This is a genomic window from Pseudomonas sp. G11 (assembly GCF_029457515.1).
Lineage (GTDB): Bacteria > Pseudomonadota > Gammaproteobacteria > Pseudomonadales > Pseudomonadaceae > Aquipseudomonas > Aquipseudomonas gorinensis.
Window position 1 is genome coordinate 3847518 of the sequence record NZ_CP120377.1, and the last position, 21234, is coordinate 3868751.

The following is a 21234-nucleotide window of genomic DNA, read 5'->3' on the forward strand; positions in this document are numbered from 1 at the left end:
AAGGCGACAGTGTCCGCATGAGGGGACACTGCTTTAAATCGAACCAACGGATTGCCGCCTAGATCGGTCCGTTTACCCGCGTCACGCCTGAATCATCTCCCTGACCTTCGCCGTTAACAGATCAAAGGTGAATGGCTTGGTGATCAACTGCATTCCCGGGTCGAGGAAACCACCGCGCACGGCGGCGTGTTCGGCATAACCGGTGATGAACAGCACTTTGAGATCCGGGCGTATCTGGCGACCGATTTCTGCCAACTGCCGCCCGTTCATACCGGGCAGGCCGACGTCGCTGATCATCAGGTCAATGCGTTGTTCGGACTCGATAATCGGCAGCGCCGCGTCGGCATCTCCCGCTTCGACAAAGCCGTAGCCCAGCTCCTTCAGTACCGCGCAGACCAATACGCGTACGGCGGGGTCGTCCTCAACGATCAATACCGTTTCACCCGCATTGGCAAAGGGCAGCAACGTCGGGTTGTCGGCCTCCAGCGCGGTGAGCTCGCCCACAAAGCGCGGCAGGAACAGGCTGACGGTGGTGCCTTTGCCCACTTCGCTGTGGATCGTCACATGGCCGTGGGACTGACGGGCAAAGCCGTAGATCATCGATAGCCCCAGGCCTGTGCCCTGGCCAATGGGCTTGGTGGTGAAGAACGGATCGAAGACTCGGCCCATCAAGTGTTCCGGAATACCGCAGCCGGTATCACTGATGCTGAGTTCTACATAGTCGCCGGGCTTCAAGGTGCCGTAGGCCGCCGTGAAAACGCTGTCCAGATGGCGGTTGGTGGTGTCAACCAGCAGTTTGCCGCCGCCGGGCATGGCATCCCGCGCGTTGATCACCAGGTTGAGCAGGGCACTTTCCAGTTGATTGGGGTCGGCTTCGGCGGTCCATAAGCCATCAGTCAGGTGCATGTCGAGGTCGATGCTTTCGTTGATGCTGCGTTGCAATAACTCTCCCATGGAAGCGACCAGTTGGTTGATATCCACCGGTTTGGAATCCAGCGATTGGCGACGCGAGAACGCCAGCAAACGATGGGTGAGGCCGGCAGCGCGGTTGGCGGACGTCACCCCCAAATCAATCAGGCTATCGAGGTCATCCAGCTTGCCCCGCGATACGCGCCTTCGCAGCAGCTCCAGGCTGCCGATGATCCCCGTCAGCATGTTGTTGAAGTCATGGGCGATACCGCCGGTCAACTGTCCGACCGCTTCCATTTTCTGCGATTGGCGTAATGCCTCTTCGTTGCTGCGCAGTTGGGCCGTGCGTTCCTCGACTTGTTGTTCGAGGGTTTCCAGGGTGCGTTGCAGGCGCAGTTCGCTTTCGCTCAGGTCCACCAGGCGGTCGCGGGCTTCGTATTGCCGGCGTCGACCACGCAGGGCGGCGCTGACCAGGCTGATCAGCGTCACCGGATGGAAAGGCCGCTCCAGGAAGGTCACGTTGCCCAGCAACCCGCTCAGGTGCGAGGAGCCATTCTGTTCGCTGCCGCCGTGGTGGGTCATCAGCACAATCGGCAGGTCTGACCAGGCCGGCTGCTGATGCAGGTGATCCAGCAGCGGTTCGAGGTCGACCCCGCGCAAGGCTTCAGCGGCGATCACCAGCAGGCCGGCACCGTGCTCCAAGGCGTCGCAGAGCATGTTCAGGTTGCTGGCTACCATACCGCTGTAGCCGGCTTCGTTGAGCATCATCAGCGCCAGAGAACCATCGCGCCCCAAGGGTGCGAGGATGATTGCGCGCTCGGAGAGGGGGGAAAAACCGCTCACTATCCCTCTTCCTTGAGCAAGGGTGAGCCGGAGCCTGTGAAGATCGGAATACCGCGCAATACACCCTGGAAGTTGTCGAGGGGCTCGCCCACGGTCATGCCGCCGCTGCCGATACGGTATTCGCGGATCGTCGATTCATGGGAGCCGGTACGTTTCTTGATGATCGAGATGGCCCGACGCACTTTGCCCAATGCTTCGAAGTAACGCAGCAGAATGACCGTATCGGCCAGGTAGGTGATGTCCACGGGGGTCTGCATATCGCCGACCAGCCCGTGTTGAGCGACGGTCATGAACGTGGCAGCGCCCCGGCGGTTGAGGTACAGCAGCAGTTCATGCATATGCAGGATCAGCGCGTTTTCTTCCGGCATGGCGGCCTGATAGCCGTTGATGCTGTCGATGACCACGGTTTTGATACCCCGCTCATCCACGCAGCGGCGCACGCGGTGCGAAAACTCGCCCGGCGACAGCTCCGCAGCGTCGACCTGCTCGATCAGCAGGTTGCCGGTGGCTTGCATCGCGGCGAGGTCGATGCCCATGTTTTTCATGCGCTCGAACAATAGCCCCAGCTCTTCATCGAAAATGAACAGCGCGGCTTTTTCGCCACGGGCGACCGCCGCGGCGGCGAAGATCATCGAGATCAATGACTTGCCGGTCCCCGCAGGGCCGAGGATCAAGCTGCTGGAGCCGGTCTCCACACCGCCGCCCATCAACGCATCCATCTCCGCAATACCGCTGCTCAATGTCTCGCGGATGTAGACGCCGCGATGTTCGGCTGCCACCAGGCGGGGGAATACGTGGATGCCATCGCCCATGATGGTGAAATCGTGGAAGCCGCCTCGGTATTTCTGGCCACGGTACTTCACCACGCGTATACGGCGCCGCTCAGCGCCATAGGTGGGCGTCAGCTCTTCCAGGCGAATCACGCCGTGGGCCACGCTGTGTACGGTTTTATCCAGGGATTCGGTGGTCAGGTCATCCAGCAGCAGCACCGTGGCGTCATAGCGTACGAAGTAATGCTTGATCGCCAGGATCTGCCGGCGATAGCGCAGCGAGCTTTGTGCCAGGAGCCGGATCTCCGACAGGCTGTCGATGACTACGCGGGTCGGCTTGACTCGCTCGACCACTTCAAAAATCTGCCGGGTGGCTTCCCCCAGTTCAAGGTCGGAGGAATACAGCAGGCTCTGCTGGTGCTCGGCGTTGAGCAGGCTTTCCGGCGGGGTCAGTTCGAAGATATGGATATGGTCGTCGAGTTCCCACCCATGGGATTTGGCGCCCTGGCGCAGCTCGCGCTCGGTCTCTGACAGGGTGATATACAAACACCGCTCGCCGTTGTGTGCCCCCGCCTGCAGGAAGTGCAGCGCCACGGTGGTTTTGCCGGTGCCGGGTTCGCCTTCCAGCAAGAACAGATGGCTGCGTGAGAGCCCCCCGGAAAGAATGTCATCAAGACCTTCGATACCGGTGGCCGCCTTTTCACTGAACAGCTCTTTGGATGTAGACAAGAAGTGCCCTCGGGTCACGTACAAGTAGAAGGGGCGCCGCCTCAGGGCGCGCCATAAACTCTTGACCGTGGTGGCGTGTGGCGGTTCAACCCATTGTATTAGTTTGTCCGTTTCGCAGGTTTATGCAGGCCTGGTATCAAAGACCTTGTTGCAAGGCCGGGTCGTCTGGGTTCTGTTGCTCAAGTTGGGCCAGCAGTACCTGCACATTTTGCAATTGGCCGCTTTCCTTCCAGTAATTGACCAGCAACACCCGCGCCTTGCGGTTGGCAGGGTGGCGCTGGATGATTTCTTCCAACTGGCGCTGGGCGGCCTCGAGTTCCTGCTGGGCATGCAGGGTGGTGGCGAGGTCGTAGCGGTAATCCTGATTGTCCGGTTCCAGCTCCACGGCCTTGGACAGGCCGAGCAGCGCATAAGGGCGCTCGCCGTGGTGCAGCAGCCACATGCCCAGGGCGTGTTGCAGGTAGGCGGACTCAGGGTGCGCCGCCAATTGGCGAGCCAGCAACTGGCGCGATTCGTCGGTCTTGCCTTGTTTGTCCAGCAGCTCAATTTGCGCGACTACGGCCTGCAGGTTGTCCGGCTGCAAGCGCATCGCCTGTTCCAGGGCGTTTTGTGCCTCCGGCAGCAACGCGCTGTGGATGTACAGCCGCGCCAGTTGAATCCAGCTTTCAGCCGTTTCAGGCTGAGCCTTGAGCGTTTTCACGAATTCATCGAGCACTTGCTGCAATGGCCCGAAATACAGGCCCAGGGTGTCCGGCGAGAGCCCCAGCAAGGCGTTGGCGGCGGCAAAGCGCACGCTTTGCTCGGCGTCCTCCAGGAGTGGCCCGAGCAACAGGGTGCGCTGGCCGGTGGGCACCAGGCCGACAATGCTGCGAATCGCCGCCTCACGAACCCGTGGCGATTCATTGGCCAGGTCCTTGTCGGCCAATTTCAAGGCCTGGGGGCTGGGGTAGTTGGGCAACTCGGCATGCAGCGCGGCGCGACGTTCGTCGGACAGGTCTGGCCGGGCCAACTGCTGATACAGCACGCGGGCCGCCCCCGGTTCGCCGTTGTGCGCCTGTTTCAGGGCCTTGGAATAACCGTGGGCGATGGCAGGGGGCACCGCGACCGGGGTGGCGCGTGAGAAATACCAGGTGATCAGCACAATCAACAACAGGGCGCACAGGCCGACGATGGAGTAACGGCGTGACTTTGACATGCAGGCGTCCGAAAGCTTGGGCAGCTATTACAAAGCGCTCAGCTTCGGTCAGACCAGGGCGAGTGTCAAACCGGCATCAGGTCAGCACGTAGTCCACCGGCTCCAGGGCAGGGGGAAGGTCGGTTGCACCGAGGGCGGCGAGGACCTCTCGTTCCAGGGTGCGCACGATGGCGTTGCAGGGCAGGTCGTTCTCGTCGAAGCCGAACGGGTCTTCCAGGTCGTCACCGATTTCATCCAGGCCGAAGAAGGTGTAGCTGACGATGGCGGTGAACACCGGCGTCAGCCAGCCCAGCGGCTCGGCCATGGCGAATGGCAAGAGAATGCAGAACAGGTAAATGGTGCGATGCAGCAGCAGCGTGTAGGGAAAGGGCAGGGGCGTGGCCTTGATCCGCTCGCAGGAAGCCTGTACCTGGCAGAGGCTGACCAGGCGGGTTTCGAGCTGGGTGTAGCGCCATTCACTGATCACGCCGTGTTCGGCCAGCGTGGAAAACCGCGCGCCCAGCTGTTGCAGGACCAGGTCGGGAAGATTGGGATGGGCCGTCGGCACCCCGATCCAGGGCTTGATCGCCTGGGCTTCATCCTCCAGGCGCAGGCGCGCGATCAAACCGTGGGCAAAACCGCACAAGCCGCGCAACAGGCTTGCCCGTTCCAGTGGGTCGCCGAGCACCTGGGTTTCACGTATCAACGAGCGCACATCAATGAGCATCTGCCCCAACTGCTTGCGACCTTCCCACCAGCGGTCGTAGCAGGCGTTGTTGCGAAAGCTCATGAAGATCGACAGCGACAGCCCCAGCAGCGTGAACGGCGTGGCGTTGACCTTGGAGAAATAGGCGGGGTGCAGGGTTTCCACCAGCACGATCACCGAGGCCAGCAATGTCACCAGCAGGCTGCGCAGGGCGATGCGCTTGGCAATCGAGCCCTTGAGGGAAAACAGGATGCCCAGGAGGTTGGGTTTGGGGCGAACGATCATCGCAAGGGGGCTTCTTCGGTGGCGCAGGCCATCAGGTTAGAAGCTGGCGGGCGAACCGTCCAATCGCTTGGGCCGACCGGCTGATCGGTGGGGTCTATGATGAGAAGGCATTGGCCAAACCAGTCAGCCAGGTTGATGGCTTTGACCATTGCTGCTGCAACGCTCTAGAGCGACTATTTCACGGGTTCCGTTTACGTCCTGAAAATAAAAATACAGAAGGATTTAAAGCGATGCGTGAGTATTTGGCTGCCACCACCGAGTTTGATTACCAGCACACCGTAGATGCCGCCTTGGCTGGCAACCTGCAGGGCCTGAATGCCTGTGTTGAATGTTGCGACCGCCATGCCTTGCCTGGGCGTATCGCGTTGTTCTGGGAGGGCAAGGACGGGCGTAGCGCCACGTCCACCTTCAGCGAGTTGCAGGACCAGGCGGCACGCTTCGCCAACTTCCTGCTGGCTCAGGGCGTCAAGCGTGGCGACAAGGTCGCCGGTCTGTTGCCACGCACCGCCGAGTTGCTGGTGGTGGTGTTTGCCACCTGGCGTATCGGTGCGGTCTATCAACCACTGTTTACCGCCTTTGGCCCCAAGGCCATTGAACACCGCTTGAACAGTTCCGGCGCAGCCCTGGTGGTCACCGATGCGGTGAATCGGCCCAAGCTCGCGGAGGTTCAGGGCTGCCCGACCATCGTCACGGTCACCGGCGCTAAAGGTGAAGGCCTGGTACGGGGCGATTTCAGCTTCTGGGCCGAGTTGCCCAACTATTCCAAGCTCTGCGAGCCGGTGCTGCTGGACGCCGAAGAGCCGTTCCTGCTGATGTTCACCTCGGGCACCACCGGGCCATCGAAAGCCTTGTCGGTACCGCTCAAGGCCATCGTTGCGTTCCAGAGCTATACCCGTGATGCGGTCGACCTGCGTCCTGAAGACGCGTTCTGGAACGTCGCCGACCCGGGCTGGGCCTACGGCATCTATTTCGGCGTGACCGGGCCGTTGTCCATGGGCCATCCGATCACCTTCTACGACGGCCCGTTCACCCTGGAAAGCACCTGCCGGGTCATCAATAAATACGGGATCACCAACCTCACCGGTTCGCCGACGGCCTATCGCCTGTTGATTGCCGGGGGCGAGCAGTTCGCCCGTTCGATCAAGGGCAAGCTGCGTATTGTCAGCAGCGCCGGCGAGCCGTTGAACCCGGAAGTGATCCGCTGGTTTGCCGACAACCTGGGCGTCACCATCCACGACCACTACGGCCAGACCGAACTGGGCATGGTGCTGTGCAACCATCATGGCCTGGCGCATCCGGTACACATCGGCTCGGCTGGGTTTGCTTCGCCGGGGCATCGCATCGTGGTGCTGGATGACGATTACCAGGAGCTGCCTGCCGGCCAACCGGGCATTCTCGCCATTGATCGCGAGCAATCGCCGATGTGCTGGTTCGCCGGCTACGACGGGGTGAAGACCAAGGCGTTCGTCGGTAAGTACTACCTCAGTGGCGACACGGTCGAATTGAACCCGGACGGCAGCATCAGCTTTGTGGGGCGCAGTGATGATGTGATCACCACCTCCGGCTATCGGGTCGGCCCCTTCGACGTGGAAAGCGCGCTGGTTGAACACCCGGCCGTGGTCGAAGCCGCCGTGGTCGGCAAGCCCGACCCGGAGCGCACCGAGCTGGTGAAAGCCTTTGTGGTGATCAACGAGCAATACCGAGCGACCCCGGAGCTGGCCGAAGAGCTGCGCCTGCATGTGCGCAAGCGCCTGGCCGCGCATGCCTACCCGCGGGAAATCGAATTTGTCAGCGACTTGCCCAAGACTCCGAGCGGCAAGCTGCAACGTTTTATCTTGCGTAACCAGGAAATCGCCAAGGCCCAAGCGGCGTTGGCGTGATCCACCTTTCAAGGAAACAATGATGCAGATTGAAAACAAGGTTTTTCTGGTCAGCGGCGGCGCTTCGGGCCTCGGCGCGGCCACGGCCGAGATGCTGATCGCGGCCGGTGCCAAGGTCATGCTGGTGGACCTGAACGCCGAAGCCGTCGCCGCCAAGGCCCGGCAACTGGGTGACAACGCCCGCAGCGCCGTGGCGGATATCAGCCAGGAAGCCGCCGCCGAAGCCGCCGTAAAGGCCGCCGTGGCTGCCTTTGGTGGTCTGCATGGCCTGGTTAACTGCGCCGGCGTGGTGCGTGGCGAGAAAATCCTCGGCAAGAACGGTCCCCACGCGTTGGCCAGCTTCGCCCAGGTGATCAACGTCAACCTGATCGGCAGCTTCAACCTGCTGCGCCTGGCCGCGGCGGCCATCGCCGAAACCGAAGCCAATGCCGAGGGCGAACGCGGGGTGATCATCAACACCGCGTCGGTCGCAGCGTTTGACGGGCAGATCGGCCAGGCGGCGTATGCGGCTTCCAAAGGCGCGATCGCCAGCCTGACCCTGCCGGCGGCACGGGAGCTGGCGCGATTCGGCATTCGCGTGATGACCATCGCCCCGGGCATCTTCGAAACGCCAATGATGGCGGGCATGGCCCCGGAAGTCCGCGATTCTCTCGCCGCCGGTGTGCCATTCCCGCCACGCCTGGGCAAACCTGCCGAGTACGCCGCGTTGGTGCGGCACATCATCGAAAACAGCATGCTCAATGGCGAGGTGATCCGTCTCGACGGTGCCTTGCGCATGGCAGCCAAGTGAGGAGGATGCGTCATGAATGATCCCATCGTGATTGTCAGTGCCGCGCGTACGCCCATGGGCGGGTTCCAGGGCGACCTTAAGGGCCTGACCGCGCCGCAACTGGGCGCTGCCGCGATTCGCGCGGTGGTCGAGCGCGCCGGTATCGCCAACGATGCCGTGGATGAGGTGTTGTTCGGCTGTGTACTGCCGGCCGGCCTCGGGCAGGCACCTGCGCGCCAGGCGGCCCTCGGCGCCGGGCTGGACAAGGCCACGCGCTGTACCACCCTCAACAAGATGTGTGGTTCGGGCATGGAAGCGACCATCCTGGCCCATGACTCGCTGTTGGCGGGCAGCGTCGACGTGGTGGTTGCCGGCGGCATGGAAAGCATGTCCAACGCACCGTACCTGCTGGACCGCGCCCGCAGCGGCTACCGTATGGGCCACGGCAAGGTGCTCGACCATATGTTCCTCGACGGCCTGGAAGACGCCTACGACAAGGGCCGCCTGATGGGCACCTTTGCCGAAGATTGCGCCGAGCACAACGGCTTTACCCGTGAAGCCCAGGACGCCTTCGCCATTGCCTCCCTGACCCGTGCGCAGCAGGCCATCACCCAAGGCTGCTTCACCGCCGAGATCGTCCCGGTGCAGGTCACCGTGGGCAAAGAGCAGAAGACCATCCTGCACGACGAGCAACCCCCCAAGGCCAAGCTGGACAAGATCGCCAGCCTGAAGCCGGCCTTCCGCGAAGGCGGCACCGTCACTGCGGCCAACTCCAGTTCGATTTCCGATGGCGCGGCGGCGTTGCTGCTGATGCGTGAGTCCGAGGCGCACAAGCGCGGGCTCACGCCGTTGGCGGTGATCCACGGGCATGCGGCGTTTGCCGACGAGCCGGGCCTGTTCCCGGTGGCGCCAGTGGGGGCGATTCGCAAGCTGATGAGCAAGACCGGCTGGAACCTGGGCGACGTGGACCTGTTTGAAATCAACGAGGCCTTTGCCGTGGTCAGCCTGGTCACCATGAGCAAGCTGGAGATTCCCCACGACAAGGTCAATATCCATGGCGGCGCCTGCGCCCTGGGCCACCCGATTGGTGCCTCCGGCGCGCGGATCCTGGTGACGCTGCTTTCGGCCCTGCGCCAAAAAGGCCTCAAGCGTGGCGTTGCCGCCATTTGCATCGGCGGTGGTGAAGCCACGGCCATGGCCGTCGAATGCCTGTATTAAGGACTCTGTACCATGCTCCCGAATGACGAACAGCTGCAAATCAGTGACGCGGCCCGGCAATTTGCCCAGGAACGCCTGAAACCGTTCGCCGCCGAATGGGACCGCGAGCATCGCTTTCCCAAGGAAGCCATCGGCGAAATGGCCGAATTGGGCTTTTTCGGCATGCTGGTGCCGGAACAATGGGGCGGTTGCGACACCGGCTACCTGGCCTATGCCATGGCCCTGGAAGAAATCGCCGCAGGTGACGGCGCGTGCTCGACCATCATGAGCGTGCACAACTCCGTCGGTTGCGTGCCGATTCTCACGTTCGGCAACGATCAGCAGAAAGAACAATTCCTCAAACCCCTGGCCAGCGGCGCCATGCTCGGCGCCTTTGCCCTCACCGAGCCCCAAGCGGGCTCCGATGCCAGCAGCCTGAAAACCCGGGCGCGCCTGGAAGGCGACCATTACGTGTTGAACGGCTGCAAACAGTTCATCACCTCCGGGCAAAACGCCGGGATCGTGATCGTGTTTGCGGTCACCGACCCCGCCGCGGGCAAGCGCGGGATCAGCGCATTCATCGTGCCGACGAATTCACCGGGCTACACCGTGGCGCGGGTTGAAGACAAGTTGGGGCAGCATGCCTCCGACACCTGCCAGATCCTGTTTGAGGATGTGAAGGTGCCGGTGGCGAATCGCCTGGGCGAGGAGGGCGAAGGCTACCGTATCGCCCTGGCCAACCTTGAGGGCGGTCGCGTCGGTATTGCCTCGCAATCGGTGGGCATGGCCCGCGCAGCGTTCGAAGCGGCGCGCGATTACGCCCGTGAACGCGAAAGCTTTGGCAAAGCCTTGATCGACCACCAGGCCGTGGCGTTCCGCCTGGCGGACATGGCCACGCAAATCGCGGTTGCCCGTCAGATGGTGCATTACGCCGCAGCCCTGCGTGACAGCGGCAAACCGGCCTTGGTCGAGGCGTCCATGGCCAAGCTGTTCGCTTCGGAAATGGCCGAGAAAGTCTGTTCGGCCGCCTTGCAAACCTTGGGCGGTTACGGTTACCTGAGCGACTTCCCCCTGGAGCGGATCTACCGCGATGTGCGGGTCTGCCAGATCTACGAAGGCACCAGCGATATCCAGCGCATGGTCATTTCACGCAATCTTTAAGGAGCCGAAACATGAGTTACGAAACCATCCTGCTCGAAGTCCAGGGCCGTGTCGGACTGATCACCCTCAACCGCCCGCAAGCCCTGAACGCGCTGAACGCGCAACTGGTCAGTGAGCTGAACCTGGCGCTCGACAGCCTGGAAGCCAACCCGGAAATCGGCTGCATCGTGCTCACCGGCTCGAAGAAAGCCTTCGCGGCCGGCGCCGACATCAAGGAAATGGCCGAGCTGACTTACCCCCGGATCTACCTCGACGACCTGTTCAGCGACAGCGACCGCGTGGCCAACCGCCGCAAGCCGATCATCGCCGCAGTCAACGGCTTCGCCCTCGGCGGCGGCTGTGAGCTGGCGCTGATGTGCGACTTTATCCTCGCCGGCGACACTGCCAAGTTCGGCCAGCCGGAAATCAACCTTGGCGTCCTGCCGGGCATGGGCGGCACCCAGCGCCTGACCCGCGCGGTGGGCAAGGCCAAGGCCATGGAAATGTGCCTGACCGGGCGCTTCATCGACGCGGTGGAAGCGGAACGCTGCGGGATTGTCGCGCGTATCGTGCCAGCCGATGAACTGCTGGACGAAGCGCTGAAAGTCGCCACCCTGATCGCCAGCAAGTCGGTACCGATCAGCATGATGGTCAAGGAAAGCGTGAACCGCGCGTTTGAAGTCAGCCTGTCGGAAGGCGTGCGCTTTGAGCGTCGGGTGTTCCACGCAGCGTTCGCCACCCAGGATCAGAAGGAAGGGATGGCGGCGTTCGTGGCCAAGCGCGCGCCAGCGTTCAAGGATAAATAACCCGGTATCCAGAACACCGGGGTTCAAATGGACTTGTTGTGACGAGTGGGCCTAGTGGCAAGTGGGCTTGGTGGCAAGTGGGCCTGTTGTGGCGAGCGGGCTTGTTGTGGCGAGCGGGCTTGCCCCGCGTTGGGCTGCGAAGCAGCCCCAATAAGGTCCCCGCGTTTATCCAGGCCTATTAAATCGTCAGGTTTTGGGGCCGCTTCGCGCCCCAACGCGGGGCAAGCCCGCTCGCCACAACAAGCCTGCTCGCCACAACAAGCCCGCTCACCATATCAAGTCCACTTGCCGCATTAAGTCCACTCACCACAACAAGCCCCCTCCCACAGCCGTTTCAATCAAAGCTGGTAATTCTTGAGCTCTCGGGCAATCACCATCCGCTGGATCTCGCTGGTGCCTTCGTAAATCTGCGTGATCCGCGCATCCCGGTAGTAACGCTCCACCGGGTAATCCTCCAGGTACCCATACCCTCCATGAATCTGCATGGCCGAGGAGCAGACCTTTTCAGCCATTTCCGAGGCGAACAGCTTGGCCTGGGACGCCTCAGACAAGCAGGGCTTGCCGGCACTGCGCAGGCGCGCGGCGTGCAGGATCAGCAGGCGCGCGGCATTCAGCCGGGTTTGCATATCGGCCAACAGGTTGGCGACGCTCTGGTGCTCGATGATTGCCTTATCGAACTGCACGCGGTCACGGGCATAGGCCAGCGCCGCTTCAAAGGCGGCACGGGCTATGCCCAAGGCCTGGGCGGCGATGCCAATACGGCCACCTTCGAGGTTGGACAGGGCAATTGCCAGGCCTTTGCCGCGCTCACCCAGCAGGTTGGCCTCGGGGACCGTGCATTGGTTGAGGGTGACGGCGCAGGTGTCGGAGGCGCGAATGCCCATCTTGTGTTCGGTACGGTCCACCACGAACCCGGGCGTATCGGTGGGCACCAGGAAGGCGGAGATGCCTTTCTTGCCCAGTTCAGGGTCGGTGACGGCGAACACAATGGCCAGCTTGGCGCGCTTGCCGTTGCTGACAAACTGCTTGGCGCCGTTGATCACCCACTGGCCGTCGCGCAATTCGGCGCGGGTACGCAGGTTATGGGCTTCGGACCCCGCCTGGGGTTCGGTCAGGCAAAAGCAGCCGATGGCCTGGCCGCTGGCGAGGTCCGCCAGCCAGGTTTGTTTCTGTTCGGTGGTGCCGTAGTTGAGGATAGGCCCGCAACCCACTGAATTATGGATACTCATCAGTGCGCCCGTGGCGCCGTCACCGGCGGAAATTTCTTCCACCGCCAAGGCATAGGCGACGTAATCGACGTAGGTGCCGCCCCATTCTTCCGGCACGACCATGCCCAGCAGGCCCAGCTCGCCCATCTTGGCGACCAGGGCATCATCGATCCAGCCGGCTTTTTCCCAGGCCTGGGCGTGTGGGGCGATTTCGCCACGGGCAAAGTCGCGTGCCATGTCACGAATCATGACTTGTTCTTCAGTGTATTCAATATCTTGCATGGCTTAGTTCGCAACCTGCTTGAAGGTGTGGAAGAAGCTCTCGACATGGTTGGCATCCAACTCATGGAGCGTCGGCGGATTCCAACGTGGGGTTTTGTCCTTGTCGATAATCAGGGCGCGCACGCCTTCGATCAGGTCGCCACGCTCGAACCATTGGCGGTCCAGGTGCAGCTCCAGGGCAAAGCACTGTTCCAGGGGGAGACGGCGACCGCGCCGCAGCATTTGCAAGGTCACCGCCATGGCCAGCGGCGAGCGGGTTTTCATCAGGTTGGCGGTGGTCATGGCCCATTCATGGCTGTCAGCCACGGTGACTTCCTGCAACTGTTCGACCATGCTCGGTACGTCCGGCAGTGCAAAGAAATGATCGATAGGCGAGCGTAAGGCCGCGAGCGGCGCGTCGGGCAGTTGCTGTACGGCCAGTTTGGCAAGTACGCCTTGCAGGTCCTTGAGTGGGGAGTCCTGCCATGCCAGGCGATCGAGTTTCTGGTCGAGGTCGGCCAGCCTGGTGCTGTCCAGGTACCAATCCGCCAGCCCGCAGTACAGCGCGTCAGCCGCGCGAATCTGCACGCCGGTGACGCCCAGGTAGATACCCAGCTCGCCTGGGATGCGCGGCAGGAAATAACTGCCGCCCACGTCAGGGAAATAACCGATAGCCACTTCCGGCATCGCCAGGCGACTGCGTTCGGTGACGACGCGCAGATCCGCGCCTTGCACCAGGCCCATGCCGCCGCCAAGGACAAACCCGTCCATCAGGGCCAGTACGGGTTTGCGGTAATGGTGGATGGCCAGGTCGAGGGCGTATTCCTCGACGAAAAAATCCTCGTGCAGCGTGTCGCCGTTCTTGAAGCTGTCGTAGAGGGAACGGATATCGCCACCGGCGCAGAAGGCTTTTTCGCCGGCACCGCGCAGTACCACGGCGTAGACCTGAGGGTCATCGGCCCAGGCCTGCAGCTGGCGAGACAGGCTGCGGACCATGTCCAGGGTGATGGCGTTTAAGCCGGCAGGGCGATTGAGGGTGAGGTGGCCAATATGGTTGCGCACTTGGGCCAGTACTTCGTGCTGCAGATTATCGGTATGGCTTGCTTCGGATGAAACCTGAGCAGTCATCTGTAACTCCCTGCTTTTATTGTTCTTTATCTAGATGTTTGCGGATGAACCATCTCGCGATCCTACCAGTGCAAATTTGCCCAGTACAACCCGGAATCCTGCAGGTCGTTTTTGCATTTATGCAGAAGTGCCGCTCAGGCTGGGGGCGGGTCGAAAAAGCCTGCCAGAGCCTCGGCACAGAGCAGCACGGCACGCCGGGCACTGGCCTCAGTGGCAGGATAGTTGATAAAACCATGAGGCATGCCGGTGTACTCCTTGTGTTGCACCGGCACGCCTGCCCGTTTCAAGCCACGTGCAAAGGCGCGCCCTTCATCGCGCAAGAGGTCGCAGCCGGCGGTAATGATCAGGGCTGCGGGCAACCCTTGCAGCGAGGTATCGCGCGCCGGCGAAAGCCAGGGATGCCCCAGGGGAATACCGGGCGGTACGTACTGGTCGAGGTACCAGTCCATCAGCTCGGCTGTCAGGCCAAACCCGTTGGCAAAGTTCCTGCGGGAGCGGTTGCGCGCCAGGCAGTCGAGCACTGGGTACAGCAACAGTTGGAAACCGATGGGCGGGGCGCCCAGGTCCCTGGCCATTTGGCAGATCACCGCCGCCAACCCACCACCCGATCCGCCCCCGGCGACCGCGATGCGCTGCGGATCCAGCCCAAGGGACGCACCGTTGCGGGCGATCCAGGAAGTGGCGGTATAGCAGCTCTTCACCGCCGCGGGAAAGCGGTGTTCCGGTGGGCGGGGGTAATCCACCGCCACCACGGCGCAACCTGCCCACTCACTCATGACCCGGCAAAAGCTGTCGTGGGTGTCCAGGTCCCCGGTGACCCAACCGCCACCGTGGAAGTACATCAGCACCGGCGCCGGGGCAGGGCGCGCGGGGCGGTACAGGCGCACCCCCACTGGTCGTCCCTCGGTCGCCAAGGTCAGGTCGCTGACGTCCATGACCACGGCATCGCGCACCTCCTTGCGTGCTTGTTCCGGGGTCATGGTGTCGCGGCCTGTGCCTGGGCTTCGATTTCCACCAGATATTCCGGACCGATCAGCGCGCAGACGCCCAGCAACATGGTGGTCGGTTCGCAGCCATCAAAAAACGCTTTATGGGCCTTGGCTATTTCCGGCCACCAATTCACGTTGGTGGTGTACATGCGCGTGGCAATTATTCGGGTACGGTCCGTGCCCAACTGCTGGAGCGCCGCTTCGATGATCTCCAGGCAGCGCCGGGTCTGCAGGTACACGTCGTTTGGGGCGTAGGGGTTGCCGTCTTCGTCAAAGGCCACTGTGCCACTGGTGACAATGATGTTACCGGCCCGCAACGCGCGGCAGTAGCCACCGGCCTTTTCCCATTTCGCCGCTGAGAAGCAGCGCTGAATCGGATCGTTGTTCATGATCAGTGGAGCTCCACATGAATGGTTTTCAGGCCTCGAAACTGCAAGTTGTTGGTGCGCCAAACCGGTGGCTTCCCATCGATCAAGCGCAGGTTGGGGAACCGCATCAGCAGGCTGGTGAACACGATATGGGCCTCCAGCCGAAACAGCGCGGTCCCCATGCAGAAGTGTTCGCCGCGCCCAAAGGCCAGGTGGTCGTTCTTTTCGCGTCGGATATCAAAACGGTCCGGGTCCAGGAAGTGCGCGGCGTCGCGGTTGGCGGCGGCGCGGACCAGAAATACCAGCTCGCCCTTGCGCATCATGCGGCCCTTGAGTTCGATGTCCTCCCGCAGCACGCGGTGGCTGAATTGACCCGAGGGGTCGATCCGCAGCATTTCTTCGATGGCGCACGCCATGAGTGAAAGGTCGGCCCGCAGCGCCTGCAACTGATCGGGATTGAGCAGCAAGTGCAGCAGGCCAATACCCAGCATGTCGGCGCTGGTTGTGTTGCCGGCCACCAGCACGAACGCCAGTTGCGCGAGTAAATTGCCCTTGGTGATGGCAGCTGCCTCGCCCGCGGCGATCACACGGCTGACAAGGTCGTCTTCGGGCGCCTGGCGGCGCTGATCGATCAGGTCGCCGAAATACTCATACATTTCTTCCAGCCCTTGCAGGGCTTCGCGGGGGCCATACGCCGGGTCCAGGCTGCCCACCAGAAACACCAGAATGTCATCAGTCCAGCGCCGCAGCCTCAGCGCGTCTTTTTGCGGGATCCCATAGAGTTTGGCCAGGATACGCGCCGGCACCTGGTTGAACAGCTCGGCCATCAGCTCCGGTTCGTCGCTCAATTGCGACAGCAGCTCATCGACAATCGCCTGGATATCTGCGCGCAATGCGTCGATGGCGCGCGGGGTAAAGGCCCGGCTCAACAATTGGCGACTGGCCTGGTGTGCCTGGCCGTCCTGGGCACACATCCACCGCGAGGCTTTTTCCACAAAAGGCTCGACCATCGCGCGTTTGTCCTCTGGCAATTGGGCATTCACCAATTGGCGTATCCGGTCGGAGGAGTAGCGCCTGGCATCACCCTGCGCTGCGTAGACGTCATCAAAACGGGTCAGCATCCAGGCGTGGAAATGGGGGCACCAGTACACCGGATAATGTTCGCGCAGACAGGCAAACGCCGGATAGGGATCACGAACGGTGTCTGGGTTGGAAAAGTCGGGCGGTGATGGACGGGCCATGTTCATTGCTCCCTATACAGTGCACGGGTGAATTGATGGATGTAGTCGGCTTTGGCGATCGGTGCGTTGACCAACACCGAAGGTGGCTTCAACCAAGCGGCCAATTGGGCGAGGCGTGCCACGCTGGGCCGCTGTTCCGCGGGGCTGGCGAGCAGGCCCCAGTGGTGCAGGTACGCAACAAATACGTGGGTCAGGTCGTGCAGGATGGGCGGCTGGAGGCGTGCGGATTCGGCGGCCTGGATGATCAGGTCGAGTGCGCGGGCGTACGCCAGCCCGACCGCCTGTCGATGGGAAAAGTCGTTGCCCGGTCGGCACTCCTGGACAATGGTTTGCTCGATCTGCTGGCCAAGGTTGCACGGCGGTACGTGGTCGAAGCGTGGGCGCGCCAGGGCATCCTTGATTACCTGATAGGCCATCACGCTGTTGTCACCGGCGAACGTAATGCTGATTTCTAAGTCCATGCGCAGGGTGACGATCTGGTTGTAGTGATGGAACCCCTGGGAGCCGCAGAGTTCGCGGCACTGGGCGATCACTTCCAGTCCCATCCAGGTACCGACGCATTTGCTCAGGGCCGCGAGGATATGCAGCGCCTTGCGCTGCTCGGTATGCGGCCAGTGTGCTTCGAAGCGGGTGAGGATGGCCTGCTCGAGGTACTTGAGCGCCAGTGCCTTGAGCTGGGCGTTATAGAGGCGCTGCCGGAACAGCGGGTTGCCGAGCAACGGGCCGGCCGCTAACAGCCGGTGGCGGCCAAATCGATACGTCAGGTATGCGCACAGCCCGGCGCCGTGGCGCGAGGCGGCCATCAACAACAGGCGCTCTTGCAGGAACGTTTCCAGTGCATTGATGAAGCGCTCGCCTTTGGGCAAGTCGCTGATGAACTGTCCATTGGCGGTAAACCGTGCGTAGCGCTGCAACAGCGCATCGGTACCCAGTTGCATCTGGCAAAAACGCAAGGCGCCGACTTCATTGGCATGAATACCGCCCTTGGGGTCACAGGCAATGACCTTCAGCCCTGGGCGCAGAGGGCCGTTTTCCTGGTCGCGAATCACCACGCGAAACCAGTGGTGCCCCTGGTCTTGGCTGTCGACCAGCAAGCGCGCGAGCACCATTACCACCTGCGCCGCGTGCAGGCTGTTGCCGATCCAATACTTGCAGGCCTCTGCGCAGGGCGAATCGAGCACCAGGCAGTGCCGTTCAGGATCATAGGTGACGGTGGTCTTGAGGTTACGGACGTCGGTGCCACTGGCGATTTCAGTACAGCCAAACGCATACACCGCACGCATCTGGATGACTTCATCACGGTAGCGCGCCACCTGCTCGGGGCTGCCCTGGGTCAGCAGGGCGTTGGCGGCGATCATGTGATCCACCAGCGAGGAATACAGAGCGTAGTCGTAGGCGCCGATCAGGCCGATGCGTTCGCACAGGTCTCGAAAATGTGAAGCGTCGGGTTGGCCGAGCCACATGTCGTTGTTGATCAGCCCCGCATCGAAAATCGCATGCATGCGCCTGATCGTCAGGTCCATGTAGGCTCTAAGGGGCAGGTGATAACGCTGTCGGGGGTCGAAAAGCGGCGCGCGCAGCACCTTCTGCAAGTGGTCGTCCACGATGGATCCTCACCAGGTTTGAATGGAGCATTCAAAACACTTGAGCAGGAGGGCCAGCATGTGGAACGACGATGAGAGCGGAACCGGGAAAGCCTTGACCTGTATCACCGCTCTGTGAGCACCCATTGATAGCCAGACGATCCAATGTCTTCGCTACTGGTTTACGGCGATCCAGAATTCAGAGAAAAGCAGACAACAACAAGTGGTTTGTACAACCTTAGCCCATCACACACGGGCGTAAACACCATTCGTCGTGAATGCGCCTACTCCACGCGACTCGCCAACACTTGGCCGATACTTCTGCGCCGCGCATGGCTTTCGGCAGCGTGGATCAGCTGTTCCAGCTCGGAGGGCTCGATGTCGTAGAACTGCTCCATGTCGGCTAACGCCAACTTGAGGTCGGCGGCGGTGATCGATGGGTCTCTTGCTGCCTGAGACTTATTCGTGAAGATACCCGGTACCTCGGTCGCGCCCTTGGGATAGCGCGTGCGTGTGGCGTTGTTGTAGGCCAGCGCGCACATGAGTAAGGCCGCGGCGCCGAGCATGACCGCCGGCAGTTCCTGCCAGCCGAGGGCCGCCGAGCTGGGGTCGGCCAGTACCAGGGTCATCGCCAGTCCGCCCGCCGGCGGGTGCAGGCAGCGCAGCCAGCAGATCAGGATGACGGTCATGCCCGCCGCCAGGCAGGCGCTGCCCAGGGTGCGCCCCAGTACCCGAGCAACCAACAGCGCGACCACTGCGGCACACAGGTAGCTGCCAATGATCGACCACGGCTGCGCCAGCGCACCGGATGAGACGGCGAACAGCAGCACTGCCGAAGCGCCCAGAGGCCCCAGCAAGTGCAGGGCGACTTCCATGCCAAATACTTGGGCGCATACCCAGACACTGAGCAGAGTGCCCAGGGCCATGCCAATCGCGGCACGGCTCCATTCGGCGGGGCGGGTATTGATAGCAGCAGGTAACCAGCGAGCAAGCATTGAGAAAGGGTCCGTCAACAGCAGGCGAAAAAAAAGGCTTGCCTGGTTGCCCGGAAAAGCCCTTTGAACGTTCCAACATTTGGGGGAGGAACCTGCGTAGTGTGCCGGCCCTGATGCAAGGTCGCCAATGCATATTAATGAAGGTTAAGTTCAATAATGATGAACTCAGTTGAGCTGCGGCGAAGGAGTGGGGGCCTGGCAGACCTGGCCGAGGATGCGATTATGCAGTTCATCGCTCAAGAGCCGTTCCTGCAGGTTTTCGCGCACCTTGGGGTCGTTGGACAATGGACCTTTCAGCGCCACCAGGGCGTTACGCAATTCCATGAGGCGTTCCAGCCTGGGGATGGGGATGTAGCCGAGATGGACGTGCTCATGCGTCAACGGAAAAGGAGCATCAAGCAATAAGTCATCGCGCACGGCATCATCCTTTTTAATGAGGTACGCCACTGGGTTGCCTGCGGCTGATAGCGTCCTTGTCGTTATCCATTCGATCAAGGCGTGGCAAATAGTTACCGCCTTTGACGAGCGAGTTTACCGCTGGGCTTCGAGCACGGGGAAGGGGAGCGCCACGCGCCATTACCCATAGTTGTGTAGGAGTTTTCCGGGAAGTGCCGGCCGAAGCCGGCAGCGTCACGGTTGGATGGTTTTGGACAGGTGCAGCAGCACGTAGGGGTTCTTGTCGAACTCGCCGGTGAGCGTTGGCGTGATCGAACGAAAACGCGGGTCTTGCAGCTCTTCAAAGTCAGCTTTGCTCATCACCAGCCATGCTGGCCCCTGGATCGTCGCCAGTTCGGCAGGCAGTTGGGTAAACAGCGGTACCCGGTCGCAATCAAGGTTGACGATCAATTTGATCGCCTTGGCGTCCTTGCCCAGGGCATGCAGCACGACAGGCGCCGGTTGCTGCTTGAACTGCGCCTGAACAGCAAGGCTGAAGGTGCGGGTGTCGTAGAGGCTGCGCTCCAGCGGTTCGACCACCAGAATGTAAGTGCTCCATACCGCCAGCACCGCGGTCAAGGCAGGCGCTATTGAGCGCAGCCGTGACTTGAATAGCGCCAGCAGCGCCAGTACCTGCAGCACGCCAAGTATGCCGAAGACGCCGCCAAGATGACTCAATTGCTCGGGATAGCGTGGGCGCGCCAGCCACAGGCCGACGATCAGCAGCCCCGGCAGCAGCGTCCACAGCCCCAGCATCAGGCCGCGCAACCAGCCAAACAGGCGGCCCTGCGTCACCTGGAACGGATACGCCGCAATTATTGCCGCCATCGGCAGCATCGGCAGCACATACCGCGCCTTCTTGGCCTGGGGAACCGACAAGCCGAGCATCACCAGCAGGCCCGCCGCCGCGCAATACAGCACCAACTGCAGGGCTGGATCCGGCGCGCGCCGTCCTCCTATCGCCACCGCGAGCAGCACCAGCAAGGCCAACGGGTAGGCCAGCGCGTAATTGCCCATGGAACTGGTGAAGTAATACAGCACACCGCTGGAGCCTTCACTGCCATCCATGCGCCCCATGAACTGCATGCGGATCACGTCTTGCATGAACACTTCGCCGCCACTGAGCTTGGCCAGCAGCAACAGCAGGCCGACACACGCCACCAGCAGGGCCAGGGCCAGGAAGCCAAAGCTGAACAGCTGGCGCCATTGCCGGTTGATCAGGTAGTAGCTGCACAGCACGCCCGTAGGGATCACCAGGCCGATCGGCCCGCGAATCGCAAACCCCATGAGCAAAAGCAGATACAGCCAGTGCAGGCGCTTGCCCGCACCGAAGTGATCATGGGCATAACCCAGGTAGAACACGGCCAGGGCGACAGCCGCGAGCATCTGGTCCAAGGAAACGGCGCGGGTTTCGCTGATGAAGGTGCTGCTGAGCAGCAACATCGCTACGCTCAACAGGCCCCAGCGCTGGGAGTACGGCGCCGTCAGGCGGTACACCAGCATGACAATCAGCGCCGAAGCAATGGACGTTGGCAACCAGGCCGTGAAGCTGTTGACCTGGCCCAAGGGCAAGGACAGCAGCCAGGTCATCAGTGTCGAGGTCGCCAGGTAGTCGGCGTAGGGTTGCCCGTAGGTCGTGGGGAAGAAGCTTGGCCCATGGCGCAGCATCTCCTGGGCGAACACTACGAAGCGCGAGTCAAAGCCGATGATAGCCTGGTGCCAGTTGCCGGCAATGAACAACAGCAACGCCAGCAGCCCCAAGCCAAGGGACTGTCGGCGAATCGTTGCAGTAAGCAGGGGCGCTTGAGCTTTGTTCAC

General features: G+C 61.9%; 18 protein-coding genes. 5 read left to right on the plus strand and 13 right to left on the minus strand.

The annotated features are described in order from the left end of the window. Positions 1-81: 81 nt before the first annotated feature. The 4 genes from P2T68_RS17830 to P2T68_RS17845 form a co-directional block, all read right to left on the minus strand. A complete protein-coding gene (locus P2T68_RS17830) occupies positions 82-1752 on the minus strand; it encodes an ATP-binding protein (protein ID WP_024075383.1) in 1671 nt (556 codons plus the stop codon). After that, entirely contained in the window at positions 1752-3251 is a 1500-nt protein-coding gene (locus P2T68_RS17835; RefSeq protein WP_041161204.1) for an ATPase domain-containing protein, read from the minus strand. Before P2T68_RS17835 ends, P2T68_RS17830 begins: the two co-directional genes overlap by 1 nt. Before the next feature lie 136 nt (positions 3252-3387). After that, positions 3388-4446 carry a tetratricopeptide repeat protein gene (locus P2T68_RS17840; RefSeq protein WP_024075385.1) on the minus strand — a complete coding sequence of 353 codons (1059 nt, stop codon included), beginning with the start codon at positions 4444-4446 and terminating at the stop codon, positions 3388-3390. Positions 4447-4522: 76 nt separating this feature from the next. Then, positions 4523-5416, minus strand: a complete 894-nt coding sequence (locus P2T68_RS17845) for a bestrophin family protein (RefSeq protein ID WP_168232647.1) — start codon at positions 5414-5416, stop codon at positions 4523-4525. A gap of 230 nt (positions 5417-5646) precedes the next feature. Between P2T68_RS17845 and P2T68_RS17850 the strand changes: the two genes are divergently transcribed. Genes P2T68_RS17850 through P2T68_RS17870 form a run of 5 tightly spaced genes read left to right on the plus strand, consistent with a single transcriptional unit; the run spans position 5647 to position 11208 of the window. After that, positions 5647-7296 carry an AMP-binding protein gene (locus tag P2T68_RS17850; RefSeq protein ID WP_168232648.1) on the plus strand — a complete coding sequence of 550 codons (1650 nt, stop codon included), beginning with the start codon at positions 5647-5649 and terminating at the stop codon, positions 7294-7296. 22 nt (positions 7297-7318) lie between these two features. Next, positions 7319-8086, plus strand: a complete 768-nt coding sequence (locus P2T68_RS17855) for an SDR family NAD(P)-dependent oxidoreductase (protein ID WP_150055681.1) — start codon at positions 7319-7321, stop codon at positions 8084-8086. A gap of 12 nt (positions 8087-8098) precedes the next feature. Then, positions 8099-9283, plus strand: coding sequence for an acetyl-CoA C-acyltransferase (locus P2T68_RS17860; RefSeq protein WP_168232649.1), 1185 nt, complete (start codon positions 8099-8101; stop codon positions 9281-9283). A gap of 12 nt (positions 9284-9295) precedes the next feature. Next, positions 9296-10423 (plus strand): acyl-CoA dehydrogenase, encoded by a 1128-nt coding sequence (locus P2T68_RS17865; RefSeq protein WP_168232650.1) that lies wholly within the window; start codon positions 9296-9298, stop codon positions 10421-10423. Positions 10424-10434: 11 nt separating this feature from the next. Beyond that, positions 10435-11208, plus strand: a complete 774-nt coding sequence (locus P2T68_RS17870; protein WP_069076019.1) for an enoyl-CoA hydratase — start codon at positions 10435-10437, stop codon at positions 11206-11208. A gap of 338 nt (positions 11209-11546) precedes the next feature. On the opposite strand, the gene P2T68_RS17875 is transcribed toward P2T68_RS17870, so the two are convergent. The 9 genes from P2T68_RS17875 to P2T68_RS17915 form a co-directional block, all read right to left on the minus strand. After that, positions 11547-12698: an acyl-CoA dehydrogenase family protein gene (locus P2T68_RS17875; RefSeq protein ID WP_024075393.1), complete on the minus strand. Its 1152-nt coding sequence runs from the start codon at positions 12696-12698 to the stop codon at positions 11547-11549. A gap of 3 nt (positions 12699-12701) precedes the next feature. Further along, positions 12702-13805: an enoyl-CoA hydratase/isomerase family protein gene (locus P2T68_RS17880; protein ID WP_024075394.1), complete on the minus strand. Its 1104-nt coding sequence runs from the start codon at positions 13803-13805 to the stop codon at positions 12702-12704. A gap of 134 nt (positions 13806-13939) precedes the next feature. Further along, on the minus strand, positions 13940-14785 hold the full coding sequence (locus tag P2T68_RS17885; RefSeq protein WP_024075395.1) for an alpha/beta hydrolase: 846 nt from the start codon (positions 14783-14785) through the stop codon (positions 13940-13942). Beyond that, a complete protein-coding gene (locus P2T68_RS17890) occupies positions 14782-15183 on the minus strand; it encodes a RidA family protein (RefSeq protein WP_024075396.1) in 402 nt (133 codons plus the stop codon). The genes P2T68_RS17885 and P2T68_RS17890 overlap by 4 nt, the downstream gene beginning before the upstream one ends. Before the next feature lie 2 nt (positions 15184-15185). Continuing rightward, entirely contained in the window at positions 15186-16403 is a 1218-nt protein-coding gene (locus P2T68_RS17895; RefSeq protein ID WP_277377957.1) for a cytochrome P450, read from the minus strand. Between the two features lie 2 nt (positions 16404-16405). Further along, positions 16406-18007: an acyl-CoA dehydrogenase family protein gene (locus P2T68_RS17900; RefSeq protein ID WP_277377959.1), complete on the minus strand. Its 1602-nt coding sequence runs from the start codon at positions 18005-18007 to the stop codon at positions 16406-16408. Between the two features lie 263 nt (positions 18008-18270). Further along, positions 18271-18981: an HPP family protein gene (locus tag P2T68_RS17905; protein WP_024075399.1), complete on the minus strand. Its 711-nt coding sequence runs from the start codon at positions 18979-18981 to the stop codon at positions 18271-18273. A gap of 165 nt (positions 18982-19146) precedes the next feature. Next, complete coding sequence (locus P2T68_RS17910; RefSeq protein WP_081329281.1) at positions 19147-19398, minus strand: type VI secretion system contractile sheath small subunit; 252 nt, start codon at positions 19396-19398, stop codon at positions 19147-19149. Between the two features lie 213 nt (positions 19399-19611). Beyond that, the gene (locus P2T68_RS17915) at positions 19612-21234 is read right to left on the minus strand and encodes a glycosyltransferase family 39 protein (protein ID WP_168232652.1); all 1623 of its coding nucleotides are present in this window, start codon (positions 21232-21234) and stop codon (positions 19612-19614) included.